General features: G+C 72.7%; 28 protein-coding genes. 20 read left to right on the top strand and 8 right to left on the bottom strand.

Annotated elements, in window-relative coordinates:
• Positions 1–186: 186 nt before the first annotated feature.
• Positions 187–1467: an enolase C-terminal domain-like protein gene (locus ACFYUZ_RS14295; RefSeq protein WP_389308790.1), complete on the bottom strand. Its 1281-nt coding sequence runs from the start codon at positions 1465–1467 to the stop codon at positions 187–189.
• A gap of 131 nt (positions 1468–1598) precedes the next feature.
• Here ACFYUZ_RS14295 and ACFYUZ_RS14290 point away from each other — a divergent pair, with 131 nt between their 5' ends.
• Complete coding sequence (locus ACFYUZ_RS14290) at positions 1599–2621, top strand: phosphotransferase family protein (protein WP_389308788.1); 1023 nt, start codon at positions 1599–1601, stop codon at positions 2619–2621.
• Positions 2622–2627: 6 nt separating this feature from the next.
• On the top strand, positions 2628–3842 hold the full coding sequence (locus ACFYUZ_RS14285) for an acyl-CoA dehydrogenase family protein (RefSeq protein WP_389308786.1): 1215 nt from the start codon (positions 2628–2630) through the stop codon (positions 3840–3842).
• Between the two features lie 7 nt (positions 3843–3849).
• Here the strand turns inward: ACFYUZ_RS14285 and ACFYUZ_RS14280 are convergent, their stop codons facing one another.
• Together ACFYUZ_RS14280 and ACFYUZ_RS14275 are read right to left on the bottom strand one after the other, a co-directional pair.
• Positions 3850–4443, bottom strand: a complete 594-nt coding sequence (locus ACFYUZ_RS14280) for a TetR/AcrR family transcriptional regulator (protein WP_389308784.1) — start codon at positions 4441–4443, stop codon at positions 3850–3852.
• Between the two features lie 78 nt (positions 4444–4521).
• Positions 4522–5304, bottom strand: a complete 783-nt coding sequence (locus ACFYUZ_RS14275) for an SDR family oxidoreductase (RefSeq protein WP_389308782.1) — start codon at positions 5302–5304, stop codon at positions 4522–4524.
• Positions 5305–5446: 142 nt separating this feature from the next.
• On the opposite strand from ACFYUZ_RS14275, the gene ACFYUZ_RS14270 reads away from it, so the two are divergent.
• The 4 genes from ACFYUZ_RS14270 (at position 5447) to ACFYUZ_RS14255 (ending at position 10163) form a co-directional block, all read left to right on the top strand.
• Positions 5447–6703: an exo-beta-N-acetylmuramidase NamZ domain-containing protein gene (locus ACFYUZ_RS14270; protein ID WP_389308780.1), complete on the top strand. Its 1257-nt coding sequence runs from the start codon at positions 5447–5449 to the stop codon at positions 6701–6703.
• 78 nt (positions 6704–6781) lie between these two features.
• Entirely contained in the window at positions 6782–8125 is a 1344-nt protein-coding gene (locus ACFYUZ_RS14265; protein ID WP_389308778.1) for an erythromycin esterase family protein, read from the top strand.
• A gap of 126 nt (positions 8126–8251) precedes the next feature.
• Positions 8252–9454, top strand: coding sequence for a serine-threonine protein kinase (locus ACFYUZ_RS14260; RefSeq protein WP_389309324.1), 1203 nt, complete (start codon positions 8252–8254; stop codon positions 9452–9454).
• Positions 9455–9566: 112 nt separating this feature from the next.
• Entirely contained in the window at positions 9567–10163 is a 597-nt protein-coding gene (locus ACFYUZ_RS14255) for a hypothetical protein (RefSeq protein ID WP_389308777.1), read from the top strand.
• Between the two features lie 389 nt (positions 10164–10552).
• Here ACFYUZ_RS14255 and soxR read toward each other — a convergent pair whose 3' ends face one another.
• Positions 10553–11029, bottom strand: a complete 477-nt coding sequence (gene soxR / locus ACFYUZ_RS14250; RefSeq protein WP_389308775.1) for a redox-sensitive transcriptional activator SoxR — start codon at positions 11027–11029, stop codon at positions 10553–10555.
• Between the two features lie 120 nt (positions 11030–11149).
• On the opposite strand from soxR, the gene ACFYUZ_RS14245 reads away from it, so the two are divergent.
• The gene (locus tag ACFYUZ_RS14245; RefSeq protein WP_190160086.1) at positions 11150–11611 is read left to right on the top strand and encodes a MaoC family dehydratase; all 462 of its coding nucleotides are present in this window, start codon (positions 11150–11152) and stop codon (positions 11609–11611) included.
• Here the strand turns inward: ACFYUZ_RS14245 and ACFYUZ_RS14240 are convergent.
• The 3 genes from ACFYUZ_RS14240 to ACFYUZ_RS14230 form a co-directional block, all read right to left on the bottom strand.
• Positions 11602–12228: a TetR/AcrR family transcriptional regulator gene (locus ACFYUZ_RS14240; protein ID WP_389308773.1), complete on the bottom strand. Its 627-nt coding sequence runs from the start codon at positions 12226–12228 to the stop codon at positions 11602–11604. The genes ACFYUZ_RS14245 and ACFYUZ_RS14240 overlap by 10 nt on opposite strands.
• An 85-nt stretch (positions 12229–12313) precedes the next feature.
• A complete protein-coding gene (locus ACFYUZ_RS14235) occupies positions 12314–12601 on the bottom strand; it encodes a YiaA/YiaB family inner membrane protein (protein WP_123450699.1) in 288 nt (95 codons plus the stop codon).
• 61 nt (positions 12602–12662) lie between these two features.
• Positions 12663–13814: an acyl-CoA dehydrogenase family protein gene (locus ACFYUZ_RS14230; RefSeq protein WP_389308771.1), complete on the bottom strand. Its 1152-nt coding sequence runs from the start codon at positions 13812–13814 to the stop codon at positions 12663–12665.
• A gap of 70 nt (positions 13815–13884) precedes the next feature.
• Here ACFYUZ_RS14230 and ACFYUZ_RS14225 point away from each other — a divergent pair, with 70 nt between their 5' ends.
• From ACFYUZ_RS14225 to ACFYUZ_RS14210, 4 genes are all read left to right on the top strand, one after another.
• Positions 13885–14571, top strand: coding sequence for a TetR/AcrR family transcriptional regulator (locus ACFYUZ_RS14225; RefSeq protein ID WP_389308769.1), 687 nt, complete (start codon positions 13885–13887; stop codon positions 14569–14571).
• Positions 14572–14589: 18 nt separating this feature from the next.
• A complete protein-coding gene (locus tag ACFYUZ_RS14220; RefSeq protein ID WP_389308767.1) occupies positions 14590–15285 on the top strand; it encodes an ArsR/SmtB family transcription factor in 696 nt (231 codons plus the stop codon).
• Between the two features lie 79 nt (positions 15286–15364).
• Positions 15365–16279 (top strand): DMT family transporter, encoded by a 915-nt coding sequence (locus ACFYUZ_RS14215; protein WP_389308765.1) that lies wholly within the window; start codon positions 15365–15367, stop codon positions 16277–16279.
• Positions 16280–16493: 214 nt separating this feature from the next.
• Positions 16494–17183, top strand: coding sequence for a TetR family transcriptional regulator (locus ACFYUZ_RS14210; RefSeq protein WP_389308763.1), 690 nt, complete (start codon positions 16494–16496; stop codon positions 17181–17183).
• On the opposite strand, the gene ACFYUZ_RS14205 is transcribed toward ACFYUZ_RS14210, so the two are convergent.
• Positions 17166–17834 (bottom strand): TetR/AcrR family transcriptional regulator, encoded by a 669-nt coding sequence (locus tag ACFYUZ_RS14205; RefSeq protein WP_389308761.1) that lies wholly within the window; start codon positions 17832–17834, stop codon positions 17166–17168. The two genes, ACFYUZ_RS14210 and ACFYUZ_RS14205, sit on opposite strands and share 18 nt — an antisense overlap.
• A 122-nt stretch (positions 17835–17956) precedes the next feature.
• Here ACFYUZ_RS14205 and ACFYUZ_RS14200 point away from each other — a divergent pair, with 122 nt between their 5' ends.
• The 9 genes from ACFYUZ_RS14200 (at position 17957) to ACFYUZ_RS14160 (ending at position 25897) form a co-directional block, all read left to right on the top strand.
• Positions 17957–18895 carry a DMT family transporter gene (locus ACFYUZ_RS14200; protein ID WP_389308759.1) on the top strand — a complete coding sequence of 313 codons (939 nt, stop codon included), beginning with the start codon at positions 17957–17959 and terminating at the stop codon, positions 18893–18895.
• 69 nt (positions 18896–18964) lie between these two features.
• Positions 18965–19765 carry an MBL fold metallo-hydrolase gene (locus ACFYUZ_RS14195; protein WP_389308757.1) on the top strand — a complete coding sequence of 267 codons (801 nt, stop codon included), beginning with the start codon at positions 18965–18967 and terminating at the stop codon, positions 19763–19765.
• Positions 19766–19802: 37 nt separating this feature from the next.
• Positions 19803–20504 carry a DsbA family protein gene (locus ACFYUZ_RS14190; protein WP_190160097.1) on the top strand — a complete coding sequence of 234 codons (702 nt, stop codon included), beginning with the start codon at positions 19803–19805 and terminating at the stop codon, positions 20502–20504.
• 220 nt (positions 20505–20724) lie between these two features.
• On the top strand, positions 20725–21903 hold the full coding sequence (locus ACFYUZ_RS14185) for a pyridoxal phosphate-dependent aminotransferase (protein ID WP_389308755.1): 1179 nt from the start codon (positions 20725–20727) through the stop codon (positions 21901–21903).
• Positions 21893–22429, top strand: a complete 537-nt coding sequence (locus ACFYUZ_RS14180) for a DUF6190 family protein (RefSeq protein ID WP_389308753.1) — start codon at positions 21893–21895, stop codon at positions 22427–22429. Before ACFYUZ_RS14185 ends, ACFYUZ_RS14180 begins: the two co-directional genes overlap by 11 nt.
• A gap of 24 nt (positions 22430–22453) precedes the next feature.
• A complete protein-coding gene (locus ACFYUZ_RS14175) occupies positions 22454–23260 on the top strand; it encodes a dihydrodipicolinate synthase family protein (protein ID WP_389308751.1) in 807 nt (268 codons plus the stop codon).
• Positions 23257–24141: an iron-containing redox enzyme family protein gene (locus tag ACFYUZ_RS14170; protein WP_389308749.1), complete on the top strand. Its 885-nt coding sequence runs from the start codon at positions 23257–23259 to the stop codon at positions 24139–24141. Before ACFYUZ_RS14175 ends, ACFYUZ_RS14170 begins: the two co-directional genes overlap by 4 nt.
• On the top strand, positions 24138–24449 hold the full coding sequence (locus ACFYUZ_RS14165; protein ID WP_389308747.1) for a Rieske (2Fe-2S) protein: 312 nt from the start codon (positions 24138–24140) through the stop codon (positions 24447–24449). Before ACFYUZ_RS14170 ends, ACFYUZ_RS14165 begins: the two co-directional genes overlap by 4 nt.
• Positions 24446–25897, top strand: coding sequence for a purine-cytosine permease family protein (locus ACFYUZ_RS14160; RefSeq protein WP_389308745.1), 1452 nt, complete (start codon positions 24446–24448; stop codon positions 25895–25897). The genes ACFYUZ_RS14165 and ACFYUZ_RS14160 overlap by 4 nt, the downstream gene beginning before the upstream one ends.
• Positions 25898–25902: the final 5 nt, after the last annotated feature.

Below are 25902 nucleotides of genomic sequence, written 5' to 3'. Positions count from 1 at the left end.
GGCTCCCGCGCCTGAACCCGCACCCCGTTGTGCGCCGCCGCTGTCGGTGCGGGTCCAGGCGCGGAACGCGGGGGCGCCGCTGAAGGGCGCCGTCCCGTGTGCCCACCCGTCCCGCCCAGCGGGACGATTGCCCACACGGGGCGGGGCGGGGCGGCACCGCCCAGCCGGGCGCGGTCCGCACCGGTGTCACCACGTGGTCGGGGTCCAGTCCGGGTGGGCCGTTCGCATCGCCGCCGCGTCGTCCCGGTCCCTGAACGTGCCGTCGTCGTCGAGCCAGCGCCGGTGCAGCGTCGCGAGCGCCTCGCGGTCCAGGTCGACGCCGAGGCCCGGCGCGTCGGAGACCGCGAGCCGGCCCGCCCGGAAGACGGGGCGGGTGGTGACGACGTCCTCCGTCTGCCACGGGTAGTGGGTGTCGCAGGCGTGGTGGAGGCCGGGCAGCGTGGCGGCGACCTGGGTCATGGCGGCGAGGCTGATTCCCAGGTGGGTGTTGGAGTGCATGGAGAGCCCGACGCCGTACGTCCGGCAGAGCGCGGCCAGTTCGCGGGTGCGGTGGAGTCCGCCCCAGTAGTGGTGGTCGCAGAGGACGATCCGTACCGCTCCGGCGGCGAAGGCCTCCGGGACCTCCTCGAAGGTCGTCACGCACATGTTGGTGGCGAGCGGGACGTCCGTGCGGGCGGCGATCTCGGCCATGGCGGCGGTGCCGCTCGCCGGGTCCTCCAGGTACTCCAGGACGTCCTTCAGTTCGCGGGCGACGGCGAGCGAGGTCTCCACGGACCAGGCGCCGTTGGGGTCGAGGCGGAGCGGGCGGCCGGGGAAGGCGTCGGCGAGCGCCCGGATCGCGGCGATCTCCCGCGCGGGCTCGAACACCCCGCCCTTGAGCTTGAAGGACCGGAAGCCGTACTCCCGGTCGAAGCGGCGGGCCTGGGCGACGATGCCGGCGGGGTCGAGGGCCGCGCCCCAGTCGTCGGTGCCGGCCCATTTGTGGAAGAGGTACGCGCTGTACTCGACCTCGTCGCGGACCTTGCCTCCGAGGAGGGCGTGGACGGGCAGGCCGAGGGTCCTGCCGAGCGCGTCGAGGCAGGCGGTCTCGAAGGCGGAGACGACGGAGAGCCGGAGCTTGTCGGCGGTGCGGACCCCGCGCAGACCGCTCGCGTCGACGCCGGTGTCCCCGGAGAGCTCGGAGACCTCGGCGTCCGCCGTGCCCGCGGTCTCCGACGCCAGCGCGAAGAGGCCATTCACATCCGTGACCAGTCGGCCCGGCAGCGCCTCGGCCAGCGGCCGGGCGGTGTCCAGGTAGACGCCGTCGCCGTAGGTCTCCCCGAGTCCGCTCGCCCCTCCCCTGGTGATCACTTCGACCACGAGCCGGGGCGTGTACGGCTGGTGGACGCCCTGGGTGTTGAGGAGGGGCGGGTCGGAGATGAGGATCGGGGTGAGCCGGACTTCGTCGACGATCAGCTTCGCATCCATATGTGAACCCTATTCATGGATGAGACCCGCCACCAGGATGCGGACACGCTTTCCCGCCGCCTCCTCTGGACTGCATACCGACTGGTCGGTCATCATGAGCGCCGACGAACCCGATCCGGAGGTACGCACCCATGAGCTCCGCCCCGCCGCCAGGACTCGACCCCGAGCAGCTGCGCCGGTTCCTCGACCGCGAGCGGCCCGGGCTGCTCTCCGGCCCCCTGGAGGCCCGGCTGATCGAGGGCGGCCGGTCGAACCTGACGTACGCCGTGAGCGACGGCACCGGCCGCTGGGTGGTCCGCCGCCCCCCGCTCGGCCACGTCCTCGCCACCGCCCACGACATGCGGCGCGAGCACCGCGTCATCAGCGCCCTGGGGGCGACGGGCGTGCCCGTCCCCGGGACGGTCCTGTTCTGCGAAGACGAGTCGGTGCTCGGCGCGCCGTTCTACGTCATGGACTTCGTCGACGGGACGCCGTACCGCTCGGCCCGTGAGCTCGCCGCGCTCGGCCCGGAGCGCACCCGCGCCACCGTCCTCGGCCTGGTCGACACCCTCGTCGACCTGCACGCCGTCGATCCGGAGGCCGCGGGGCTCGGCGACTTCGGCCGCCCGGACGGCTTCCTGGACCGGCAGCTGCGCCGCTGGGGCAAGCAGCTCGACGCCTCGCGCGGCCGCGAACTACCCGGGATCGACGAGCTGCACGCCGCCCTCGGGCGCGCGCTGCCCGCCTCCCCGCCGCCGACCGTGATCCACGGCGACTACCGGCTCGACAACGTCCTCGTCGGGGAGGACGACCGGATCCGGGCCGTCCTCGACTGGGAGATGTCCACGCTCGGCGACCCGCTCACCGACCTCGGCCTCCTCGTCATGTACAGCACCCCGCTCGACCTGCCGGGCTCCCCCATCTCCACGACCGCCACCGCCGCCGGGCATCCGAGCGCGGCCGAGCTGGTCGAGCGCTACGCGGCCCGCTCGGGCCGCGACACCTCCGGGCTCGCCTGGTACACGGCCTTCGCCTGGTTCAAACTCGCCGTGATCCTGGAGGGCATCCACTACCGGTGGACCCTCGGGCAGACGGTCGGCGCCGGCTTCGACCGCATCGGCGAACTCGTCCCCGTCTTCATCGAGCACGGCCTCACCACCCTTCAGGAAGGCTGATCCGCCATGGACTTCGCGTACGACGCCCGCACCGAGGAACTGCGGGCGAAACTCCTCGCCTTCATGGACGAGCACGTCTACCCGGCCGAGGCCGTCGCCGAGGAGCAGCGCGCCCGGCTCGCCTCCCCCTGGGACGCCCCGCCGGTCGTGGAGGAGCTCAAGGCGGAGGCCAGGCGGCAGGGGCTCTGGAACCTCTTCCTCCCCGACGAGGAGTACGGTGCCGGGCTGACCAACCTCCAGTACGCGCCGCTCGCCGAGATCACCGGCCGCAGCCCGCACCTCGCCCCGACCGCCCTCAACTGCGCCGCCCCGGACACCGGGAACATGGAGGTGCTCGCCCAGTTCGGCGACGAGGCGCAGAAGAAGCAGTGGCTGGAGCCGCTCCTCGCCGGCGAGATCCGCTCGGCCTTCGCGATGACCGAGCCCGAGGTCGCCTCCTCCGACGCGACCAACATCGAGACCCGGATCCGGCGGGACGGCGACTCGTACGTCGTCGACGGGCGCAAGTGGTACATCTCCGGGGCGATGAACCCGGACTGCAGGATCTTCATCGTCATGGGCAAGACCCACCCCGACGGCCCGGACGTCCGCCGCCGGCAGTCGATGATCCTCGTGCCGCGCGACACCCCGGGCGTCGAGGTCCGGCGCGCGATGCAGGTCTACGGGTACGAGGACCACTCCCACGGCGGCCACGCCGAGGTGGTCTTCGACGGCGTCCGGGTCCCGGCCTCGAACATCGTCGGCGAGGAGGGCGGCGGTTTCGCCATCGCGCAGGCCCGGCTCGGCCCCGGCCGCATCCACCACTGCATGCGGCTCATCGGCATGGCGGAGCGGGCGGTCGAGCTGATGTGCCGGCGCGCCGTCTCCCGTACCGCCTTCGGCAAGGCGCTCGCCCAGCAGGGCGTGGTGCAGAACTGGATCGCCGACGCCCGGGTCACCATCGAGCAGCTGCGGCTGCTCGTCCTCAAGACGGCCTGGCTCATGGACACCGTCGGCAACCAGGGCGCGCACACCGAGATCCAGGCCATCAAGATCGCGACCCCGCGCGCGGTCGTCGACATCATCGACAAGGCCGTGCAGGCGCACGGGGCGGGCGGTGTCTCGCAGGACTTCCCGCTGGCCGAGCTGTGGGCGGCGGCCCGGACGCTGAAGCTGGCGGACGGTCCGGACGAGGTGCACCAGCGGTCGCTGGCGCGCCGGGAGCTGAAGAAGTACCTGTAGGCGCGGCTTATGGACGGAGGGCCCGGAGGAGGAGGTCGGCGAGGTGGGCGGCGACCTCCTCGGGGGTGAGGGGGCCGTCCGGGCGGTACCACGTGGACAGGTGGTGCACGGAGCCGAAGTGGTAGTCGACGACGAGGTCGGCGGGCGTGGCGGAGGAGAAGACGCCCGTCCGCTGGCCCTCCTCGATCAGGGCCCGGAAGCGCTCGTGGTAGCGGCGCCGCTCGGCCCGCACCTGCTTGTGCTTCTCCGGGCTCAGGTGGTGCATGGAGCGGAAGAAGATGGACGCGTCGTCGAGGTTCTCGATGGTCGTGACGACGACGTCCGCGGCGGCGTCGCGCAGCCGGTCCTCGACGGGCGCGTCGGCGTCCGCGTAGGCGTCGAGCCGCTCCTGCTGGAGGCGCAGGACACGGGAGTAGACCTCCTGGAGGAGGTCCTCCTTGGAGCCGAAGTAGTGGTAGAGCGCGCCCTTGGTGACCCCGGCGGCCTCGACGATCTCCTGGACGGAGGTGCGGTCGTAGCCCCGCTCGGCGAAGAGCCGGGTGGCGGCGGCGAGGAGCCTCTGGGGGACGGGGGCGCCGCTCCCTTCCGTCGTCCTGGCCATGCTCCGCCGCCTTCCTCGATGATCGTTTTCGGTCACGGGAACGCGTTCCCGCCGTGAGATCTTCCCATCCGCCGGGGCCTACGGCCGACCGGTGCCCGTCTCCCAGGTCCGCTGGACGTGGTTCATGGTGCTCAGCCACCGCTCGGGGTCGGTGGCGCGGTTGCGGTAGTAGCCGGCGACCTCGGGGTGGGGCAGGACGAGGAAGCGGTCGGCCGCGATGGCGTCGAGGAGCGCGTCGGCGACGTCCTCGGGCTCGATGGCGGTGGGGGCGAGGACGAGCTCGCCGGCGGATCCGGCGGCGGTGAGCATGTCCGTGCGGACGCCCTGCGGGCAGATCGCGTGGACCTTCAGGCCGCGGTGGCGGTAGGTGAGGGAGAGCCATTCGGCGAAGGCGTACGCGCCGTGCTTGGAGACGCTGTACGGCGCCGCGCCGATCATGGTGAGCAGTCCGGCGGCGGAGACGGTGGAGACGAAGCGGCCGCTGCCGCGCTCCAGCCACTCCGGGAGGAGGGCGCGGGCCGCGCGGACGTGGGCCATGACGTTGACGTCCCAGGCGGCGGCCCAGACGTCCTCGTCGGCGAAGGCGTCGCCGGGCGAGGAGAGTCCGGCGTTGGCGCACCAGACGTCGACGGTGCCGCCGAGGGCCTCGCGGGCCTCGTCGACGACGGCGGAGGCGTCGCCGGGGACGGGGACGGCTCCGATCTCCTCGGCGACGGCCTTGGTGCGCCCGGGGTCGAGGTCGTTGACGACGACGCGGGCGCCCTCGGCGGCGAAGCGGCGGGCGAGGGCGGCGCCGATGCCGCCGCCCGCGCCGGTGACGACGACACCGGCGCCCTGGAGCTCGTTCGTGTCCGCGGACATGGACCCACCTCTCGGCTGTGACGACCGGGACAGACTAACCAGTCGGTATGGAGTGGCGGAAGACCCGTTCCGCACGCCTCGTTCCCCGGAGCGGTCAGGAGCGCTAGCGTGCGTGCTCGTGTCGCTGGCGAGGAGGTCCCGCATGAGCCTGTCGCGTCGGAGTCTGCTGGCCGCCGGAGGCGCCCTCGGGGCGGCGGCGGCCGGCTCCACGGCCGCGAACGCCGCCCCCGCCCCCGTCGCGTCCGGTCACGGCCGCGTGCGGACCGGCTTCGAACGGCTCGCGGCCGACGGATACGCGCTCCTGGCGGGCGAACGGGTCGGCGTCGTCACCAACCCGACCGGCGTCACCCCGGACGCCCGCCACGTCGTGGACGTGATGCACGCCGACGAGCGGGTGGACCTGGTCGCCGTCTTCGGCCCCGAGCACGGCTTCCGGGGCACCGCCCAGGCGGGCGGCTCCGAGGGGCGGTACGACGACCCGGCGACCGGTCTGCCCGTCTACGACACGTACCTGAAGAGCGGGCAGCCGCTGGCGGACGTCTTCACCGCCTCCGGGGTGGACACCGTCGTCTTCGACGTCCAGGACGTCGGCGCCCGCTTCTACACGTACATCTGGACGCTGTACGACTGCATGGCGGCCGCCGCCCTCGCCGGGAAGCGGTTCGTGGTCCTGGACCGGCCGAACCCGGTGACCGGACGGGCGGCGCTCGGCCCCGTCCTGGACCGGGCGTTCGCCACCTTCGTCGGACGGGAGCCGATCGCGCAGGCGCACGGCATGACGGTGGCGGAGCTGGCGGAGCTCTTCGCCGGCGAGTTCCTGGCCGCGCCCGTCGCCCTGGAGACCGTACGGATGACGGGGTGGCGACGGACGGAGTTCTTCGACGCGACCGGACTGCCGTGGGTGCCGCCCAGCCCGAACATGCCGACGCCGGAGACCGCGCTCGTCTACTCCGGCACGTGCCTCTTCGAGGGCACGAACCTCTCCGAGGGACGGGGCACCACCCGGCCCTTCGAACTCCTCGGCGCCGAGGGCGTCGACCGGCGGTGGGCGGAGGCGGCGAACGCCCTCGGCCTGCCCGGGGTCCGGTTCCGCGAGGCGTACTTCGCCCCGACCTTCTCCAAGTTCCAGGGGAGGACGGTGGGCGGGGTGCAGCTGCACGTCCACGACCGGGAGTCCTTCGACCCGGTACGGACCGGCATCGGGCTCCTGGTCACCGCCCGGAACTCGTGGTCCGGCTTCGCCTGGCGCGCCGACCACTGGATCGACAAGCTGACGGGGTCGACCCGGGTGCGGACCCTGATCGACGCGGGCGCGGGCGTGGACGAGGTCGTCGGCGCCTGGGAAGCGGACCTGAGGACCTTCCGGGCGGTGCGCGAGGAGTACCTGCTGTACCGCTGAGAGGGGGGGTGAACCCCCGTGCGGTACGGGTGCGGGCGGGATGGCCCCCCGGGCGTCCCGCCGACCACGCTGGGGCACATGAACCTCTCCTTACGCCGCCGTCCGCACCGCCTGCCGCTCGTCGGGCTCCTCCTCGCCGCCTGCCTGGGCACCCTGGCGCCCGCCGCGGCCGCCGCCGCGGCGCCGGCCGGCCCCGATCCCGCGCGGGAACTCGCCCGTTCCGCCCGGCCCCTGACCGATCTGCGCCCGCTCGACCGGATGGTCGGCTCGGCCAAGGTCGTCGGCCTCGGCGAGGCCACCCACAGCTCGGCGGAGTTCTTCACCGCCAAGCACCGGATCTTCGAACACCTCGTGGAGTCCCGGGGGTTCACCACCTTCGCCCTGGAGGCCAACTGGTCCACCGGCCTCCTCGTCGACGAGTGGGTCCGCACCGGCCGGGGCGACATCCGGGCGATCATGCGGGACGAGTTTCAGGAGTCGTACCGCCTCTGGAACACCGAGGAGTACCTCGACCTCTTCCTCTGGATGCGCGAGCACAACCGGCTCCACCCCGCACACCAGGTCCGCTTCATGGGCAACGACCTCGGCTACGCCGGCCCGAACCTCTTCGACGCCGTCGCCTCGTACGTCGCCCGCGTCCACCCGGCGCTCCTCCCCCGCTTCCGGGAGCTGTACCGGGACTCCCGGCCCACGGGCGAGGTCGAGGCCTGGATGAAGGGCTACATGGAGCGGCCCCGCGCCGAGCGGCAGCGGATGGCCGGCGACGTGAACCGCGCCCTCGCCCTCCTGGAGCGGCAGAGCCCCGGCAAGGGCCCCGGGGCGCGTGAGGCGCACCTCTGGGCGGTGCAGCACGCGCGCGCGATCGCCCAGGTCGGCACCGAGTACGCCCACGACCTGACGGCACCGGAGGGGGTCGCCGCGGCGATGCTCTACCGCGACCGGGTCATGGCCGAGAACACCGTGTGGTGGCAGCGGCGGACCGGCGACCGGATCGTGCTCTCCGCGCACAACGGGCACGTCGGCTACGAGACGTCGAACCCGGACCGGTACCCCCGGCCCCAGGGCGCCTTCCTGCGGGACGCCCTCGGCCGGGACTACGTGAGCGTGGGCGCCTCCTTCGGGCGGGGCTCCTTCAACGCGCACGACACCGGGGCCCCGGGCGAACCGGTCCGGGTCTTCACCGTCGCCCCGCTCGGCCCCGACAGCAGCGCCCACACCCTGGACCGGGTCGCGTCCGGCCCGTTCTACCTGGACATGAGGCGTACGGCTCCGGGGGCGCGCGACTGGCTGTCCGCGCCCCGGCCGGTCCGGCAGATCGGGACGGCCTTCCCCTGGCCCGGCGACGCGGTGCCGATGCGGCTCTCCGCCGCCTACGACCTGCTGATCCACTTCCCCGGGATCTCGGCGGCCCGGTTGCGCTGACGCGGCGTCGCACGTCTGAGCGGGACCGTGCGCGGGCATGCTCGCCGAGGAGCCGCCGCCCGCGCACGGGGCGCACTCGGCGCTGCGGCCCCCTCGACGTGGAGGGACGGTCTGGCCGTGACCGGGATGAGTGTGGAGCCGTACCGGGAGATCACCTTCGACAAGGACGGCGACGGGCCGCCGGGACAGGCCTCGGAACTGGCCGCGCTGGCGCGCCGGGGGGTCGGCGACCTGGTGGTCTTCGCCCACGGGTGGAACAGCTCGCCGTCCGGCGCCACCCGCCTGTGCTCCGACTTCTTCGCCCCCTTCCCCGGGCTGCTCGCGCCCGGGGTGGAGGCGGGGTACGCGGGGGTGATCTGGCCCTCGATGATGTTCTCGGACGAGCCGGTGCCCGACTACCGGGCGCTCGTGACGGTCCTTCCGGAGAAGGAGCCGGTCGTCGGGCGGCTCATGGAGCTGCTCGACGCGGCGCCCGCGTCGGAGTCGGCGTTCGACGAGTTCGGGGCACTGCTGCGGGAACTCACGGACGTGCGCGTGGAGTCCGTGGCCCTGGGGGAGCCGGTCCCGGACTTCCTGGTCGCGGACCCGGTGGCGGTGTGCGCCCTGTTCACCGGGGCGGTGGAGGGCGTGGAGGGACGCCCGCCGGAGACCTTCGGCGCGAGCCTGAGGAAGTACTGGAAGGGCGCCGGGGAGGCGCTGCGGCAGGCCACGTACTACGTGATGAAGAAGCGGGCCGGGCAGGTCGGCGAGCACGGGCTCGGAGCGCTGCTCGGCGAGGTCGCGCGGACCGCCCCCGGACTCCGGGTCCACCTCGTGGGCCACAGCATGGGCGCCCGGCTCGTCGCGTACGCGTTGCGGGGGCTGCCCGCCGGGGCCCGGCCGGTCGCCTCCGTGACGCTCCTTCAGGGCGCCTTCTCGCACTACGCGTTCGCGGCGCGGCTGCCGCACGACCCCGGGCGGTCCGGTGCGCTGCGGGACCTCCAGCACCGGGTGCGGGGGCCGGTGGTGGCCTGCCACTCGCGGCACGACACGGCGCTCGGGGTGATGTACCCGCTGGCGTCCCGGCTGGCGAACGACTCCGCGTCGCTGACCGGTGCCGGGGCGGGACTGCTCGGCACGGACGACCCGCGCTGGGGCGCGATCGGGCACGACGGCGTGCAGGCGGTGCCGGGGACGGTGGCGCGGACCCTCGCGGAGGTCCTGCGCGAGGGGGTGCCGGGCTCGGGATGCGTGAGCGTGGACGCGGCCGAGGCGGTCCGCTCGCACAGCGACATATGCCGTCCCGAGCTGGCCCGGGTGGTGGTGTCGGCGTCCCGGACGGGCCGGTGAACCGTCCCTTCCGCCCCACTGATGGCTCCCATCGGATTTTCGATGGAACACGGCGGGGCTCCCGTTCGTCCCTCTGATATCGCCGAAGGAACAGCGACGGAGGTGGCGAGGGATGGCCGGTTTCCGGAGTCTCGCGAGACAGGTGCGCGATCCGGGGTGCGACACGGCGCTGCGCAGGTACTCGCTGCGCAAGTGCCTGGAGAGGTTCGCGCCCTACGGGCACCGCGCGACCTGGGACCATCTGTGCCGCCGGCACAGGTTCGGTCCCGAGGACCGGGAGCTCGACCCGGGGCGGCTGGTGGCCGCGCTCGACGAACTGGAGGAGGCGCGGGCCGTGTGGCTCGCGTACGAGGAGCGGTTCGCCGCCCGGCGGCGGCGCGAGAAGCAGGAGGGGCTGCGCGGGCTCGGCGCGCTCGACGACTGGCACCGGCGGGTCTGGGGCGGGAACGGCGTGGTCCGCTGCGAGGACCCGGCGGTGCACCCCTCGGACCCGCTGCCGGAGGTGCTGCGACGGCTCATCAGCGCCCTGGAGCGGGGACCGGGCGAGGCGTGCCCGGTGTGCGCGGGGCCGCGGATCGAATGGGCGGGACCGGGGCGCGGTCCGGTGTGCGGGGACTGCGGGGTGGGCGTCCCGCGCGCGGTCCTGACCTCGGGGGTGCTGGCGCGGGCCCGCGACGACCGACACCGCCGCCTGGCCTCAGCGGCGTAAGCCCTTCCGGTACGGGGCGCCCCCGCCGGGGCGGCGCCCCGCCCCCCGTCGTGGGCCCGCACTCACCGGGGCGATGCCCCCGCCACCCCGTTGTGGGCAGGCGTTCCGCTGGGGCGAGGGGGGTCCCCCCTGCTCGAGCGAAGCCGAGAGCTTGGGGGAGGGTGGGCACAACGGAACGGCGCCCCTTGCCGGCGCCAGAGGCTCCCGCGCCTGAACCCGCACCCCGTTGCGCGCCGAGCCCGGGGTGCGGGTCCAGGCGCGGAACGCGGAGGCGCCGCGAAAGGGCGCCGTCCCGTGTGCCCACCCGTCCCGCCCAGCGGGACGACTGCCCACACGGCGGTGGACGGGGGCACCGCCCCGCCGTGCACCGCCCGCACGGCGGCGGGGGGCTAGGTCGTGGTGCCCGGGGCGGGGCGCACCGGGAGGAGCCGGGAGCCCGCCATCCGTTCGCCGAAGCGGTCGTCGGGGTTGGACAGCACGCACGTCTCCAGGGAGAGGCACCCGCACCCGATGCAGTCCGTCAGATGGTCCCGGAGCCGGCCGAGCTGCTTGATGCGCTCGTCGAGTTCGGTGCGCCAGGCCTCGGAGAGCCGGGCCCAGTCCTCGTTCGTGGGCGTGCGCTCCTCGGGGAGCTGGGCCAGTGCCTCCCGGATGGTGGCCAGGGGGATCCCGACCCGCTGCGCGGCCCGGACGAAGGCGACCCTGCGGAGCGTGTCGCGGCCGTAGCGGCGCTGGTTCCCGCTGGTGCGGCGGCTGCTGATGAGCCCTTTCGCCTCGTAGAAGTGCAGGGCGGAGACGGCGGCCCCGCTGCGGGCGGAGAGCTGGCCGACGGTGAGTTCGTGGAGCTTCTCTGGAATATGCGGCACTCGGGAAACCCTACTGGTGGGCCGCAGGAGACCGTTGACAGCGGCCCCCGCACCCCACATGCTGAGCAAGCGCTTAGACACCGACCATCGGGTATGCCGTACGAGAAGGGACGAGGACACATGGCCGAGCCGAGGATCTTCACCTCCGCCGAGGAGCTGCGCGCGGGGGTGGGCGAGCAGCTGGGGCACAGCGACTGGCTGGAGGTCGACCAGAAGCGGATCGACCTCTTCGCGGAGGCGACCGGGGACCACCAGTGGATCCACGTGGACCCGGAGCGCGCCGCGACCGGCCCCTTCGGCACGACGATCGCGCACGGCTACCTGACGCTGTCCCTCCTGCCGCTGTTCGTCCCGCAGGTGCTGCGGGTCGAGGGCATGAAGATGGGCCTCAACTACGGGACGGAGAAGGTGCGCTTCCCCGCCCCCGTCCCGGTCGGCTCGCGCCTGCGCGCCACCGCGGTCCTGACGAAGGTCGAGGAGGCGGGCGGCGGCGTGCAGGTGACGGCGGCGGTGACCGTGGAGCGCGAGGGCTCCGAGAAGCCGGTCTGCGTGGCCGAGTCGGTCTCCCGCTACTACTTCTGAGCGCCGACCATCCTGAGGACGAGATCGGCGTAGAGCACGCCGATCTCGTCGGCCGTCCGGCGGCCCTGCGTGTTGAACCAGCGCGAGACGTCGATGCAGAGGGAGAGGATGGCGACCGCGGTGCCGGACACGTCGAGCACGTCGAACTCGCCCGCCGCCGCGCCCTCTTCGAGGATCCGTCGGACGGTCGCGTCGGACTCGCGGCGCAGCTCGATGATCTCGGCGCGGTGCTCGGGCCCGAGCGCGTCGAGCTCGTACTGGACGACGCGCGCGGTCGTGTGGCGCTCGGCGTGCCAGCGGACGAAGGAGCGGACGGCGTCGGCGAGCCGCTCGGCGGCGGTGCCGTCGCCGTCGGCCGCGGCCCGGAGGATCTCCAGGGCCTTGTCGTGGCCGATGCGGCTGATCCGGTGGAGCAGCTCTTCCTTGGTCTTGTAGTGGATGTAGAGCGCGGCCGGGCTCATCCCGGCGCGGCCCGCGATGTCCCGGGTGGTGGTGGCGTGGTAGCCGCGCTCGGCGAACGCCTCGACGGCGGCCACGAGCAGCCGCCGGGCCGCCTCGGGCGTGACCTCGTCCCAGGGCATGTCCTCGCCCCCGGGCGTCTCCTCCGCCGCGCTCATCCCACACTCCTTCTCGGACCCCGTCAGGACGAACACCATACAACGAGGGTGAGCAAGCGCTTAGAGTCCGAGCGGCGGGCCGCCCTCAGAGCTTCTGGAAGGGGTCGTGCTCGGCGAGGAGCTTCTCCAGGCGGGCCTGGTCGACCCGGCTGACGATCTGGCCGGCCTCCTGGCGGTCGCGGACGACCTTGGCGAGGGTGAAGGCCGAGGTCGTGAGGTAGAGGACCGAGATCGCGAGGAAGGCCCGGACCCAGGCGCTGGCGTCGAGCTGGTAGACGCCGATGGCCACGGCGGCGATCGCGATCCCGAAGGAGATGACGGCCTGCATGTAGTAGGCGGCGGTGTTCTGCTGCTTGACCGGTGTGTCGCTCATGGAGCCAAGGATCGGACGGATGTGGCGGGCGCCACATCCGTCCGCGTACTCAGCGACGTACTCAGAAGGCCGAGACCCCCGTCAGCGCCCGGCCGATGATGAGCTTCTGGATCTGGCTGGTGCCCTCGTAGAGGGTCATGACGCGGGCGTCGCGCACCAGCTTCCCGACCGGGTACTCGTCGATGTAGCCGTAGCCGCCGAAGACCTGGAGGGCGTTGTTGGCGGCGCGGACGGCGGCCTCGGAGGCGTACAGCTTGGCCTTGGAGGCGGCGGTGGCGAAGTCCCGGCCCCGGTCGATCAGGTCGGCGACCCGCCAGGTGAGCAGCCGGGCGGCGTCCACGTCGACGGCGATGTCGCTGAGGAGCTCCTGGACCAGCTGGTACGAGGCGATGGGCTTTCCGAACTGCTCGCGCTCCCCCGCGTACCGCACGGCCGCGTCGAGGGCGGCCTGCGCGATGCCGACGCAGCCGGCGGCGACCGACATGCGCCCCTTGGCGAGGGCGGACATGGCGACGGCGAAGCCCTTGCCCTCGGGGCCGAGCATGGCGTCGGCCGGGACGCGGACGTCCTCCAGGACGAGCTCGGCGGTGGCCTGGCCGCGCAGGCCGAGCTTGCCGTGGACGGGGCGGCGGGTGAGGCCGGGGGTGTCGGCGGGGACGAGGAAGGCGGAGACGCCCTTGTGGCCGGGCGTGTCGTTCGTGCGGGCGAAGAGCAGCACGACGTCGGCCCAGGTGCCGTTGGTGATGAACATCTTGCCGCCGTTGACGACGTACGCGTCGCCGTCCCGCACGGCGCGGGTGGCCAGGTTCCCGGCGTCGGAGCCGGTGCCGGGCTCGGTGAGGCCGAAGCAGCCGAGCGCCTCGCCGGAGGCGAGCCGGGGCAGCCACTCCCGCTTCTGCCGCTCCGTGCCCCAGGAGGCGATCGTCTTGGCGACCAGGCCGAGGGAGACGGAGACGATGCCGCGCACGGAGGAGTCCCCGCGCCCCAGCTCCTCGGTGACGAGGCAGTACGCGAGGTGGTCGCCGCCCGAACCGCCGTACTCCTCCGGGATCGTGAGCCCGAGGAAGCCGACGGCGCCGAGCTTCTTCACGACGGCGCGGTCCACCTGCTCGGCGCGGTCCCACGCGACGGCGTGCGGGGTGACCTCGCGCGCGACGAAGTCCTCGGCGAGCCGCCGTACGGCCTCCTGCTCCTCGCTCAGTTCCAGATTCATGCGGTGCCACCCCACTCGGCCATTTAATTACCACTGCTAGTTTTTCTGGTGCGGGCCTACTATGTGCGCCATGGCCCGACCGCGCAAGCCCCTGCTCAGCCGAGAACGCATCGTCGAGACGGCGGGCGCGCTCGTGGACGCGGAGGGCCTCGCGGCGCTCTCCACCCGGCGGCTCGCCGCCGAACTCGGCGTGAGCGGCCCCTCGCTCTACAACCACTTCCGCACGAAGGACGAGATCCTCGACGCGGTCGCGGACGCGGTGAGCGCGAAGATCGACCTGTCGATGTTCGCGGCGGACGACGGCCGGGACTGGCGGACGGCGCTGCACGACTGGGCGGTCTCCTACCGCGCGGCCCTCGCCGACCACCCGCACATCGTCCCCGTCCTCGCCCAGGGGCCGGGCCGCCGCCCCGCGGGCCTGAAGGTCGCCGACGCCGTCTTCGGCGCCATGGTCCGGGCGGGCTGGCCCCCGGCCCAGGCCACCTCCATCGGCGCGCTGATGCGGTACTTCATCACCGGCTCGGCCCTCGGCTCCTTCGCGCGCGGCTTCGTCGACGACGAGACGGCCTACGACCCCGCCGACTATCCCCACCTCGGCCAGGCCCACCTCCTCGCGGAGCGCCGCCAGAAGGTCGACGAGGGCGCGTTCGAGACGGGCCTGCGGGCGCTGCTCGACGGTCTGCGGCTGCAGTACGAGGCGGTCCCGGCCCGCCGCTCCGCGACCGCCTCCGACGGTTCGGGCGGCGCCGAAGCGTGAGTGCGGCAGGCTTGCCCCATGGCAGCCAGTGATCTCGCCGCGCTCGCGGCGCTCTTCGCGGACGAGAGCCGCGCCGCGTTCCTGCTCGCCCTGCTCGACGGGCGGGCCTGGACCGCCGGGGAGCTCGCCCGGCACGCCGGGGTGGCGCCCTCCACCGCCAGCGAGCACCTCGGGAAGCTGGTGGCGGGCGGGGTGCTCGCGGAGGAACGGCAGGGCAGGCACCGGTACGTGCGCCTCGCCGACCCCGGGATCGCCCACCTCGTGGAGGACCTCGCCGCCCGGTCCGAGCCCGAGGTGCCCGCGCCGCCGCGCTCGCTGCGCGCCGCGAGCGCCGGGCAGGCGATGGCCCGCGGCCGGACCTGCTACGACCACCTCGCGGGACGGCTCGGCATCGCGATCGCCGACGCGATGACGGACCGCGGACTGCTGCGCCAGGACACCGGGTTCGCGCTCACGGACCGGGGCCTGGCCTGGTTCGACGAGCAGGGCATCCCCCTCGTGCGGAAGGGGCGGCGGCCCGTCGCGCGCGGCTGCCTCGACTGGACCGAGCGCCGCCCGCACCTCGCCGGCCTCGCGGGCGCCGCGCTCTGCCGGCACGCGCTCGACGCCGGGTGGTGCGTGCGGATCGGGTCCGAGCGGGCGGTGAAGGTGACGCCGGCGGGCGAGACGGCCCTGCGGACCGGCCTCGGCATCCCGACGACGGCCCTGCGCTGAACGGGCCGGGGCCCCGTCCCGCACCGCCCCGCTCGATATTGCGGTGAGCGCCGAACGGTCCAGCCCCTACGGTCGGGGCATGCAGAAGCAATCCTCCCGGCTCGCGCTGGTCGCCGCCGGTGTCACCGTGGTCCTGTGGGCCTCCGCCTTCGTCTCCATCCGCAGCGCCGGGGCGGCCTACTCCCCCGGCGCGCTCGCGCTCGGCCGACTGCTCGCCGGGGCGCTCGTCCTCGGGGCCGTGCTCCTGGTGCGGCGGGAGGGGCTGCCGCCGCGGGCCGCCTGGCCGGGGATCGTGACCTCGGGGCTGCTCTGGTTCGGGGCGTACATGGTGGTCCTGAACTGGGGCGAGCAGGAGGTCGACGCGGGCACGGCGGCGATGGTGGTGAACATAGGGCCGATCCTGATCGCCCTGCTGGGCGCGCGGTTCCTCAAGGAGTCGCTGCCGCCCCGGCTGCTCGCGGGCATGGCGGTCTCCTTCGCGGGGGCGGTGACCGTCGGCCTGTCGATGTCCGGCGGCGGCTCCGGCGGGCACGCCTCCGTGCTCGGCGTGGTCCTCTGTCTGCTCGCGGCGATGGCGTACGCGGGCGGGGTCGTGTCCCAGAAGCCGGCGCTCGCGCACGCCAGCGCGCTCCAGGTGACGACCTTCGGGTGCCTGGTGGGGGCGGCGGCCTGCCTGCCCTTCGCCGGACAGCTGGTCGAGGAGGCGGGCCGGGCCCCGCTGTCGGCGACCCTGAACATGGTCTACCTGGGGGTGTTCCCGACCGCGCTCGCGTTCACGACCTGGGCCTACGCCCTCGCCCGTACGACCGCGGGCCGGATGGGCGCGACGACGTACGCGGTGCCCGCGCTCGTCGTGGTCCTCGCGTGGGTGTTCCTGGGCGAGCTGCCGGGTCTGCTCACGCTCGCCGGGGGCGCGCTGTGCCTCGCGGGCGTGGCCGTATCCCGCTCCCGGGCGCGGGCCGCCGTGACCGCCGGAACGGCTGAATCCACCTGACAGGCCATACCTCCGGTTCCGGTCAGTTCGCGGGCGGCCCGTGGGGGGCGGGCGCCCGCGACCTGGGAGGAAGGACCGCGTCAAGCCTCAGTTCCGGCCGGGCGGGCGAGAAGCCACGTTTCGCCGCTCCCCGGCCGGATAGTTTCGAGGCGGTCACAGGCGCAGGCCGGAACATAACGCTCCGGCACCTTCTCGCAAGCCCACGGGGGAGCTCATGGCGATTCAGCAGAGGGCGGAGCGGACGAGACAGGAGATCCTGTCGTCGGCCGCGCGGGTTTTCGACAGAGTGGGGTACGAGCGGGCGTCCCTCGCCCGGATCGCCGGCGAGGCCCGGCTGACCACGGGCGCCCTGGTCTTCCATTTCGCGACCAAGGCGGATCTGGCGACCGCGGTGCGCGGACGGGCCCGCGCGATCACCCGGATCACGGTCGAGTCGGCCTGTCTGTCCATGGAGGGCGTGGGCGGCACCGCGATCGACAAGCTGGTGATCACCACCCACGCGCTGATCCGGCTCTTCGAGACCGACCCCGTGGCACGGGCCGGGGAGCGCCTCGCCCGCGAGCTGCAGTCGACCGACCCCGGGCCCGGGCAGGAATGCCCCTGGCGGCGCGAGGTGGGCCGTCTCGCGCGGTACGCGGTGGCCGAGAAGGCCCTGCGGCCGGGCGTGGACGCGACGGCGGTCGCGGCGCTGATCGGCTACGTGATCACCGGGGTCGAGCTGGAGATGCGCCGTCCGAGCGCCCCGGCCGACGAGTTATGGCCCGCCGAGAGCGGCGCCCTGCACGATCCGGCCGAGGAACGGCTCCGCCGCATCTGGGAGCTGATCCTGCCGGGGCTCGTCCACCCCGCGGCCCCGGTGCCGCCGAAGGCACCCTCGCAGGGCAGGTCAGCGACCGCCTCCTGACTCCAGCAGGCGACGGGCGAAGACCGTCAGTGAACATCCGATGCGCTCGGCCGACAGGCCGAGCTGGTGTCGCTGGAACTGGAAGAGTTCGGGCGACAGCGGACTGAGCGCGATGTCGATCAGCGGGTCGGGGTCCTCGACCCCGTGGTCGACCAGCAGGGTGCGTACGTGGACGCGCCAGAAGCCGTACGCGCCCGTCCGGAAGCGCGCGGGGCCGGTCTCCGCCCCCAGCGCCAGCGGCAGATGCCGTTCGAGCAGATCGAGCATCGCCAGATAGAACGCCGCGAGCCGCTCCCCGGCCGGTGCGCCGGGTCCGAGCGGCGGCGGTCCGTAGATGAGCTGCCCCTGCAGCCGGCGCTCGTGCTCGTCGAGCAGCGCCACGGCGACCGAGGACGGGTCGGGGAAGCTGCGGTACAGCGTGGCGCGGCCGACGCCCGCCGCCTTGGCGATCCGGTCCATGGTGACCGATCTCGGGTCCTGTTCCGCGAAGAGCTGCTCGGCCGCCGCCAGGATCTGGGCGCGGTTGCGCTCCGCGTCCGCCCGTCTGCGCGGGGCGACCGGCTGTTCGTCCGCGGCCTGCAGATCACCGAGGAGGCCGCCGACCCGGTGCACGGAGGCGGCTCCACGACTTCGCTGCTCTTCCTCGCTCATGGACCAGACCTTACTTCCCCCGGGGCTAAGTGGACACCTTGTCCGTTTGCCATGTTGCATGGCATGCTAAACGGACTCAGTGTCCACTTACCCGCTCGCCATCCCGCCCCAGGGAGATCCAGATGCACACCGCGCTCCTCGCCGCGGCCCTGCTGGTCGGCTGCCTCCTGGCCGTCCAGGCCTCGGTGAACCTCCAGCTCAACTCGGCCGTCGGCACCCCGTACGGCGCTTCGACCATCCAGCTCGGCGTCGCGACCACGCTGCTCGTCGTGCTCGCGGTGGCGGCCGGCGCGCTCGGCGCGCTCGGCAAGCTGCCCGACGTGGAGTGGTGGCAGCTGCTCGGCGGACTCGCCAGCCCCCTCTACATCACCAGCGGCATCCTGCTGTTCCCACGGCTCGGCGCCCTCGCCGCCGTCGGACTCTTCGTCACCGGCCAGATGTTCGCCTCGCTCGCCCTCGACCTCTTCGGCCTCCTCGGCCTGAAGCAGAAGGACCTGAGCGTCGGCATCGTCCTCGGCGCCCTCGCCGTCCTCGCGGGCATCGTCGTGATCATCCGGGGCATGAAGGCCGCGGCCCCTCCCGGCGCCCCCAAGATGTCGAGCGCCGGCCGCGTCGGCTGGCTCGCCCTCGGCATCGTGGCCGGCGGCGTGCTGCCGGTGCAGGGCGCGGTCAACGCCCAGCTGCGCGCCCAGCTGAAGGAGCCCATCACCGTCGCCGTGATCAGCTTCGCCGTGGCGACCTTCACCATCGCCGTCGTCCTGCTGGTGCTCTACGCGACCCGGAAGACCCCGAAGCCCAAGATCGCCCCTCTGAAGAAGATGCCCTGGTGGGGCTGGCTCGGTGGCGCCTGCGCCGCCGCGTACGTCACCGGCACCTTCCTGCTCATCCCCACCATCGGCGCGGCCGTGACCATCGCCCTCACCGTGACGGGACAGCAGCTGACCTCCGCGCTGATCGACCACAAGGGCCTCTTCAAGCTCCCGCAGCGCTCCCTGACCAAGCCGCGCGCCCTGGGCCTCGCCCTGCTGATCGCCGGCTCCCTGACCATCCAGCTCGTCTGACCGAGGCCGGCGCCCCCGGGCCTCCGCCCGGGGCCCCCGGCCCGCTCGGTGCGTCATGAAAGGTGAATCGTGAGAACCTCCTACACCGCCGGGCCGGACATCCACGTCCTCCCCTCGGCCCTGCCCATCCCCGGCCTCGGCGACCAGCCGGTGAACGCCTTCCTCGTACGGTCCGGACAGCCGCTCCTCGTGGACACCGGCATGCCCGTCGACCGGGAGGGCTTCCTGGACTCCCTCTGGTCGCTGATCGACCCGGCCGACCTGCGCTGGGTCGTCGTCACCCACGACGACCGGGACCACACCGGCGCGCTGGGCCGGATCCTCGAGGCCGCGCCGCGCGCGAAGGTGCTGGCCAACGCGATATCAGTGACGCGAATATCGGAGGAGTTCAGCATTCCGCAGGAACGGGTAGTAACCGCGAACCCGGGAAGTCGTGTGAAAGTCGGAGATCGCGAGCTGAGCTTCCACCGGCCGCCCACCTTCGATTCACCCGGAACCCTCGCCGTGTTCGACCATTCCGATGGAACGCTCTACAGCTCCGACAGCTTCGGCACCGTCGTCGAAGAAATTCGCCAGGACTTCACCGACCTTTCCGAGGAAGAATTCTTCCACGGCTTCGAAGTACTGAACCGTGCAATAGCCCCGTGGACCGCGCTGGTCGACGAGGCGAAGTTCCTGCGGCCCGTGCGCGAGCTGGCCGCCCTGCGCCCCGCGCGACTGCTCAGCGCCCACGGGCCGACCGTCGAGGAGAGCGCCGTGCCCCGGCTCTTCGAGGCGATGGCCCGCATCCCGTCCCTGCCCGCCTGGCTGCCGGACGCCGACCTCGACCTCGAGGCGGCGCTCGACGCCCACGAGTCCAGCGCCGGCTGAGCACCGCTCCGCCCGCGCACCTGAACAGAGGAGAACCATGTCCGACCCGACCACCGCCGACCTGACCCCGCCGCGCGGAGTCGTCACCGTCTTCTCCGACATCTGGTGTTCCTTCGCGCACATCGCCATCCACCGGCTGCACGCCACCCGGGCCCGCCTCGGCCTGGAGGAGCAGGTCTCCTTCGACCTGCGCGCCTTCCCGCTGGAGCTGCTGAACGACGCCCCGAGCCCGCGCCCCGGCACGGACAGCGAGGTCGCCCGGATGGCCAGCCTGGAGCCGGCCGCCGGCTGGCAGCTGTGGCAGGCCAAGGACTGGCTGTACCCCTCGACGACGCTGCCCGCCCTGGAGGCGGTGCTCGCCGCGAAGGAGCAGAGCCTGAACGCCTCGGAGCAGCTCGACCTCGGGCTTCGCCGGGCCTTCTGGGCCGAGTCGCGCTGCATCAGCCACCGCAAGGTGATCCTGGACGTGGCCGCGGAGACGGGCGCCGTCGACGTCGACGCCCTCACCGAGGCGCTGGACGACGGACGGGCCCGCCGGGCCCTCGCCGACCAGGCCGCGCTGTCCAAGAGCGACCGCGTGAACTGCAGCCCGCACCTGTTCCTGCCCGACGGCTCCGACCACGCCAACCCCGGCATCGACGTGGGCTGGGAGGGCGCGTACGGCATCGGCTGGCCGGTGATCGCCTCGGACGACCCGAAGGTGTACGAGGACATCCTGCTGCGGGCCGCCACTGAATAGTGGGACAAGCCGCCAGAAGCGGCCCAACAAAAAGAACGACGGCCAGGCATTCCTTTTCGAGGAATGCCTGGCCGTCGTTCCCTTTTCCCTTCCGCAGAACATCGCGGTGATTATTAATTGCGTGACCCGGCCGTTATTCGCAAGGCCGCTCGAAGCTCCTAAAGTCGTTCACGCCGCCGGAATTCCGGACGGAGATTCGTATCGACAGCGGGAGTTCTTCATGTCGTTGACCGACAAGGCAGACGTCAGCACCTTCGTCGACCTCACCCAGCACGAGATCGAGGCTCTGAAGACCCGGTTCAACCTGGCCGACGCGCACACCCACCAGCGCCAGTCGGCCTCGCAGGAGCGGATCGTCTCCCGGCTGCCCGAGCTCTGGCACGAGTCCGAGTCCAAGCAGCAGGCCCACTTCGAGCGCCAGTTCATCGACGCCTTCTTCCGCCTGCACCAGCAGCCCACCGCCCGGGCGATGGACCGCACGCTCCTCTCCTACTCCGCCAGCGTCTCCACGATGGTGGCCGGCATGTTCCTGAAGCAGCGCGGGATGTCCGTGCAGCTGGTGGAGCCCTGCTTCGACAACCTGGTCGACCTGCTGCGCAACATGCAGGTGCCGCTCGGGCCGGTCGACGAGTCCGTGCTGCACGACAAGGACGCCATCTACGAGCGCCTGGTCGAGTCGATCGACGCGGACGCGATCTACCTGGTCGACCCGAACAACCCGACCGGTTTCACCCTGCTCGCCGAGAAGCTCGAGGGCTTCGCCGAGGTCGTCCGCTACTGCGTGGACCACAACAAGGTCCTGGTGATGGACTTCTGCTTCGCCTCCTTCGCGCTGTGCGACGAGGGCATCGGCCGCGTCGACATCTACAAGCTCCTGGAGGAGTCCGGCGTCACCTACATGGTCATGGAGGACACCGGCAAGACCTGGCCGATCCAGGACGCCAAGTGCGCCATGATCACCGCCAGCCGGGACATCCAGGAGGAGGTCTACAACCTCCACACCAGCGTCCTGCTGAACGTCTCGCCGTTCGTCCTCAACATGGTCACGCAGTACATCGAGGACTCCATCGAGGACGGCTTCGCCTCCGTCCGCGACATCATCAAGACCAACGGCGAAGCCGCCCGCGCCGCCCTCGACGGCACCATCCTGGAGTTCCAGGAGCCGGTCGTCGGCACCAGCGTCGCCTGGTTCCGCATCAAGCCGGAGCACCTGACCGCCACCCAGCTCCAGGCCGTCCTCTTCGACGAGGAGGTGTACGTCCTGCCGGGCACCTTCTTCTACTGGAACTCCAAGGAGAAGGGCGAGCGCTTCGTCCGCCTGGCCCTGGCCCGCGAGCCCGAGGTGTTCGCCGGCGCCATGGAGCGGATGCGGAAGGTGCTCGAGCGCTATGCGGCCTGACGCCACCCCCGAAGCGACCGACCACGCCCCCACGGTGTTCGTCGACGCCACCCTCTTCATGGGCATGCACAGCGAGGACGACGCCGTCCGCACCGGCGCCAAGGCCTTCTTCGCCGGCCGGCTGGCCGCCGGGGACGCCGGCCGGGTCGTGATGAACTGGGAGCAGGTCGGCCGCTGCGACGACCTGGTGTGGGGCTACGAGCGGAAGATCCAGGACGAGTACTACCCGTTCATGGACGTCCTCCACACCGACCTGACCATCGACCGCGTCCCGTACGACGAGGAAGACCTGCGGCGGGCCTTCACCACGCCCGCGCTCGAAGGCCTGCCCACGCACGAGCGCCTGCTCCTCGCCCAGGTCATCGGCCGGGGCGGCACGCTGCACACGGCGAGCCCCCGGCTGCTCCGGAGGACCGACCTGCCCGTCGTGCCGGTCGGCGCCGCCGCGGAGGCCTCGTTCCCCGCGTACCTGGAGGACCTCTACCGGCGCTCGCTGGTGCTGACGGTCGACTCCGACAACCTCTGAAGCCATTTCGAAGGGCACCCACTCATGCCTGACACCTACTCCGGGACCGTCGTCCCGCTGATCACCCCTCTCGACGAGCACGGCACCGTCGACGAGCAGAGCGTCGTCCGGCTCCTGGACCACATCCGGGCCGAGGTCACGGGCCTCATGCCGGCCCTGACCTCCGGCGAGGGCTGGAAGCTCGACGCCCGGCAGTGGCAGGACGTCGTCACGTACACGGTCAAGCACGCCGACGGCCTCCCCGTGCTCGCCGGGATCCAGCTCCCCGACACCGCCTCGGTGATCGACCGGGCCCGCACGGCCGCCGAGATCGGCGCCGACGCCGTCGTCGTCACCACGCCGTTCGGCGCCGACGTGACGCAGGACCAGATCGTCGAGCACTACCGGGCGATCCGCGCGGCCCTCGACATACCGATCTTCCTCTACAACGAGGAGGCGCTGTCGGGCAATCGCATCGAGTTCGAGACCCTGATCCGGATCTGCAAGGAGATCCCCGGGATCGTCGGCATCAAGGAGTCCAGCGGCGACGCCGCCTTCACCCGCAGGATGGCCGAGGCCGGCACCGGCATCCCGGTCTTCGAGGGCTGGGAGAACCTCCTCGTCGACGCCCGCGGCATCCAGGGCTTCATCGGCCCGCTGGCCAACCTCGAGCCCGGTCTGTGCAACGCCATGCTGGTCGACCCGACCCCGGACCGCCAGGCGGAGATCAACACCGTCTGCGAGAAGTACGGCGTCTTCCGCGACGACTGGTACCGGTGGGTGAAGAAGGAGCTGCACACCCGCGGCGTGATCTCCTCCCCCACCACGCATGAGGAGGCGAAGGCGGCATGAGCACCATCCCCGCCTCCCCCGCCGCCGGCTCTGCCGTCCCGGTGGCCGCGCACTCGATCGCGGCCCCGGCCGCGACCTCCCAGCGCGAACTCCACTCCCTCTACCGGCGGGTGCCCAACCTCGGCGACTACGGCTCGATGACCGCGATCGAGGAGCGGTGGATCCTGCCGAAGGCGCGGGCCTACGAGGCCTCCGCCCCCCGCTTCGGCTCCGCCGGCGAACTGCTCCAGGCGCTCAAGGAGTTCCTCGCCGAGGAGGAGGCCGCGCTCCCGGAGAGCGCGACCTTCCTCGCCGAGCACGCGACGCTCGACCAGTTCAAGGTGATCGTCCGGCAGTTCGCGCTCGACGGGCTCACCGAGTCCGAGTCGCTGCTGCCGGTCGTCCCCCGGCTGCCGTACCGCTCGGCGATGGCGGTCTTCCGGGTCCTCATCGACGAACTCGGCTGCGGCAACGAGGAGAAGGCGCACTCCCAGCTCTACCGGGACCTGCTCACCGAACTCGGCATGAGCCTGGAGCTCGACGACTACCTCGACGAGACGACCCCGGAGTGCTACGCGTACGTCAACATGTTCCACTGGCTGGCGAGCCGCGCGTCGTCCCCGCAGTACTTCCTGGGGGCGTACGCCTACTTCGAGACCAGCGTCCTGTACGCCTTCCAGAGCTTCGCCCGGGCGGCGCGGCGCCTCGGAATCGTCCACGACGCCTACTACACCGAGCACCTGTACATCGACTCGTACCACTCCAACCACATGCGTACGGCGATCCGGGCGCTCGACGAGCCGGACTTCGCGAAGATCTGGGCGGGCGTGCGGCTGGCCTCCGACATCGTCGGCGAGGCCCAGGAAGCGGCGATCGCGCTGGCGCGGGAGACCGTCGCATGACGGCCGTGCCCGCCGGGCGGCAGGGCTCCGACGAGCCCACCGTCCGTCAGGTGACCGAGGACCTGGTCCTGGTCGAGGTCGGCGGCCGCAAGGTCCTCACGGCCGCCGTCTGCCCCCACCGCGGGGGCCGGCTCAAGTACGGCAGGGTCGACGGGGACAGGCTGCGGATCACCTGCCCCCTGCACCACACGACCTTCGACCTGACCAGCGGCGAGCGCACCTCGGGGGCGGCCTGCGCCGCCCTCCGGGTGGTCGACGTGCTGCCCGGCCAGGATCGTCCGGAGGGCCTCGTCGGGGGCGCCTCATGACCACCACACCGACCGGGGCGGCGTCCGGTGTGACGCCGCCCCGTGCGGCGGTCGACCACGACGGCATCGCCCCGGTGCCCGAGGCGGAGCGGACCTCGACGCCGGGCGACTTCGGCTGGATCTGGCCCTCCGCGCAGTTCTCGTTCGGCACGGTGGTGCTCGGCGCGCTGCCCGTGGTCTTCGGTCTCGGCTGGTGGGCGTCGGCGAGCGCGATCGCGGCGGGCGTCGCCGTCGGGACGGCGCTGCTCGCGCCGCTCGCCCGGTTCGGCGTCCGCACCGGCACCAACGATCCGGTGTCGAGCGGGGCGCACTTCGGCGTGCGGGGCAGGGTCGTCGGCAACGTCATCACGGTGGTGACGGCGCTCGGCTTCTTCGCGATCGCGGTGTGGACGGGCGGTACGGCCGTCATGGTCGCGGGCCACCGGCTGTTCTCCACGCCGACGGGTCCGGGCGCGCTGACCGTCGCGATGTTCGTGACGGCGGCGGCGGTCGCGCTGGTCGCCGTGCGCGGCCACGAGACGCTGGTCCGCACGTACCGGATCACGGCGGTCACCGGCGGGGCGGTCCTGCTCGGCACCGCCCTCGTGCTCGCGCCGAAGTTCGACGCGGGGTACGCCGGCGGGGCCCTGGCGCTGGACGGCACCCTGCAGACCTGGCTGCTCGCGGCGACCGCGTCCGCGACCGTGCCCCTGTCGTACGCCACGTTCCAGGGCGACTACACCCGCTACATGCCGGCCACCACCCCCACCGGCCGGGTGGTGCGGGCGAGCGGCGTCTCGATGTTCCTCAGCAGTCTCGCGGCCCTGCTCACCGGCGCGTACGTGACGACGCTCTTCCCGGTGCCCGACGAGCCGTGGCTGCAGGGCCTCACGGACGCCGTGCCGGGCTGGTTCGCGGTGGCCGTGGTGGTCTTCGGCTTCGCGGGCACCCTGCCGCAGGCCGGGCTGTGCCTGTACGCGGCCGGGCTCTCCGCCAACTCGGTGTTCTGGCGCTCCTCGCGGGCCGCCGTGACCACGGTGGTCGCGCTGCTCGCGGCGGCCGTGCTGTACCTCGGGGCCGTGGTGTACGACGCGATGGACGCCATGTCGGCGTTCGTGACGCTGCTGCTCACGGTCGTGGCCCCGTGGGCGGCCGTGCTCTCCGTCGGGTACGCGCTGCACCGGGGCCGGTACGACGCGGAGGCGCTGCGCACGTTCACCACGGGCGGCGGCGGACGGTACTGGTACGCGGGCGGGGTCAACCCGCGGGCGGTCACGGCCTTCGCGATCGGCTCCGCCGTGGGCGTCCTCTGGGTCAACAACCCGCTGTACACAGGCCCGTTGACGGGCCTCACGGGCGGGGTGGACCTGAGTCTGCCGGCCTCCTTCCTGGTCTCCGCCGTGCTGTACGGGGTGGTGTGCCGGATGTGGCCGGAGCCGCTGCTGCCGCCCTCACGAGCTTCGAGGTGATGCCA

The sequence above is a fragment of the Streptomyces sp. NPDC004266 genome (assembly GCF_042874095.1).
In the GTDB taxonomy this organism is placed as follows: Bacteria; Actinomycetota; Actinomycetes; order Streptomycetales; family Streptomycetaceae; genus Streptomyces.
This window is presented reverse-complemented; position numbering and strand designations above follow the sequence as displayed.

Bases quoted from the DNA above. Each gene is read 5' to 3' on its own strand.
- ACFYUZ_RS14295 (WP_389308790.1), bottom strand. From the start codon at position 1,467: ATGGATGCGAAGCTGATCGTCGACGAAGTCCGGCTCACCCCGATCCTC.
- ACFYUZ_RS14290 (WP_389308788.1), top strand. From the start codon at position 1,599: ATGAGCTCCGCCCCGCCGCCAGGACTCGACCCCGAGCAGCTGCGCCGG.
- ACFYUZ_RS14285 (WP_389308786.1), top strand. From the start codon at position 2,628: ATGGACTTCGCGTACGACGCCCGCACCGAGGAACTGCGGGCGAAACTC.
- ACFYUZ_RS14280 (WP_389308784.1), bottom strand. From the start codon at position 4,443: ATGGCCAGGACGACGGAAGGGAGCGGCGCCCCCGTCCCCCAGAGGCTC.
- ACFYUZ_RS14275 (WP_389308782.1), bottom strand. From the start codon at position 5,304: ATGTCCGCGGACACGAACGAGCTCCAGGGCGCCGGTGTCGTCGTCACC.
- ACFYUZ_RS14270 (WP_389308780.1), top strand. From the start codon at position 5,447: ATGAGCCTGTCGCGTCGGAGTCTGCTGGCCGCCGGAGGCGCCCTCGGG.
- ACFYUZ_RS14265 (WP_389308778.1), top strand. From the start codon at position 6,782: ATGAACCTCTCCTTACGCCGCCGTCCGCACCGCCTGCCGCTCGTCGGG.
- ACFYUZ_RS14260 (WP_389309324.1), top strand. From the start codon at position 8,252: ATGAGTGTGGAGCCGTACCGGGAGATCACCTTCGACAAGGACGGCGAC.
- ACFYUZ_RS14255 (WP_389308777.1), top strand. From the start codon at position 9,567: ATGGCCGGTTTCCGGAGTCTCGCGAGACAGGTGCGCGATCCGGGGTGC.
- ACFYUZ_RS14245 (WP_190160086.1), top strand. From the start codon at position 11,150: ATGGCCGAGCCGAGGATCTTCACCTCCGCCGAGGAGCTGCGCGCGGGG.
- ACFYUZ_RS14240 (WP_389308773.1), bottom strand. From the start codon at position 12,228: ATGAGCGCGGCGGAGGAGACGCCCGGGGGCGAGGACATGCCCTGGGAC.
- ACFYUZ_RS14235 (WP_123450699.1), bottom strand. From the start codon at position 12,601: ATGAGCGACACACCGGTCAAGCAGCAGAACACCGCCGCCTACTACATG.
- ACFYUZ_RS14230 (WP_389308771.1), bottom strand. From the start codon at position 13,814: ATGAATCTGGAACTGAGCGAGGAGCAGGAGGCCGTACGGCGGCTCGCC.
- ACFYUZ_RS14225 (WP_389308769.1), top strand. From the start codon at position 13,885: ATGGCCCGACCGCGCAAGCCCCTGCTCAGCCGAGAACGCATCGTCGAG.
- ACFYUZ_RS14220 (WP_389308767.1), top strand. From the start codon at position 14,590: ATGGCAGCCAGTGATCTCGCCGCGCTCGCGGCGCTCTTCGCGGACGAG.
- ACFYUZ_RS14215 (WP_389308765.1), top strand. From the start codon at position 15,365: ATGCAGAAGCAATCCTCCCGGCTCGCGCTGGTCGCCGCCGGTGTCACC.
- ACFYUZ_RS14210 (WP_389308763.1), top strand. From the start codon at position 16,494: ATGGCGATTCAGCAGAGGGCGGAGCGGACGAGACAGGAGATCCTGTCG.
- ACFYUZ_RS14205 (WP_389308761.1), bottom strand. From the start codon at position 17,834: ATGAGCGAGGAAGAGCAGCGAAGTCGTGGAGCCGCCTCCGTGCACCGG.
- ACFYUZ_RS14200 (WP_389308759.1), top strand. From the start codon at position 17,957: ATGCACACCGCGCTCCTCGCCGCGGCCCTGCTGGTCGGCTGCCTCCTG.
- ACFYUZ_RS14190 (WP_190160097.1), top strand. From the start codon at position 19,803: ATGTCCGACCCGACCACCGCCGACCTGACCCCGCCGCGCGGAGTCGTC.
- ACFYUZ_RS14185 (WP_389308755.1), top strand. From the start codon at position 20,725: ATGTCGTTGACCGACAAGGCAGACGTCAGCACCTTCGTCGACCTCACC.
- ACFYUZ_RS14180 (WP_389308753.1), top strand. From the start codon at position 21,893: ATGCGGCCTGACGCCACCCCCGAAGCGACCGACCACGCCCCCACGGTG.
- ACFYUZ_RS14175 (WP_389308751.1), top strand. From the start codon at position 22,454: ATGCCTGACACCTACTCCGGGACCGTCGTCCCGCTGATCACCCCTCTC.
- ACFYUZ_RS14170 (WP_389308749.1), top strand. From the start codon at position 23,257: ATGAGCACCATCCCCGCCTCCCCCGCCGCCGGCTCTGCCGTCCCGGTG.
- ACFYUZ_RS14165 (WP_389308747.1), top strand. From the start codon at position 24,138: ATGACGGCCGTGCCCGCCGGGCGGCAGGGCTCCGACGAGCCCACCGTC.
- ACFYUZ_RS14160 (WP_389308745.1), top strand. From the start codon at position 24,446: ATGACCACCACACCGACCGGGGCGGCGTCCGGTGTGACGCCGCCCCGT.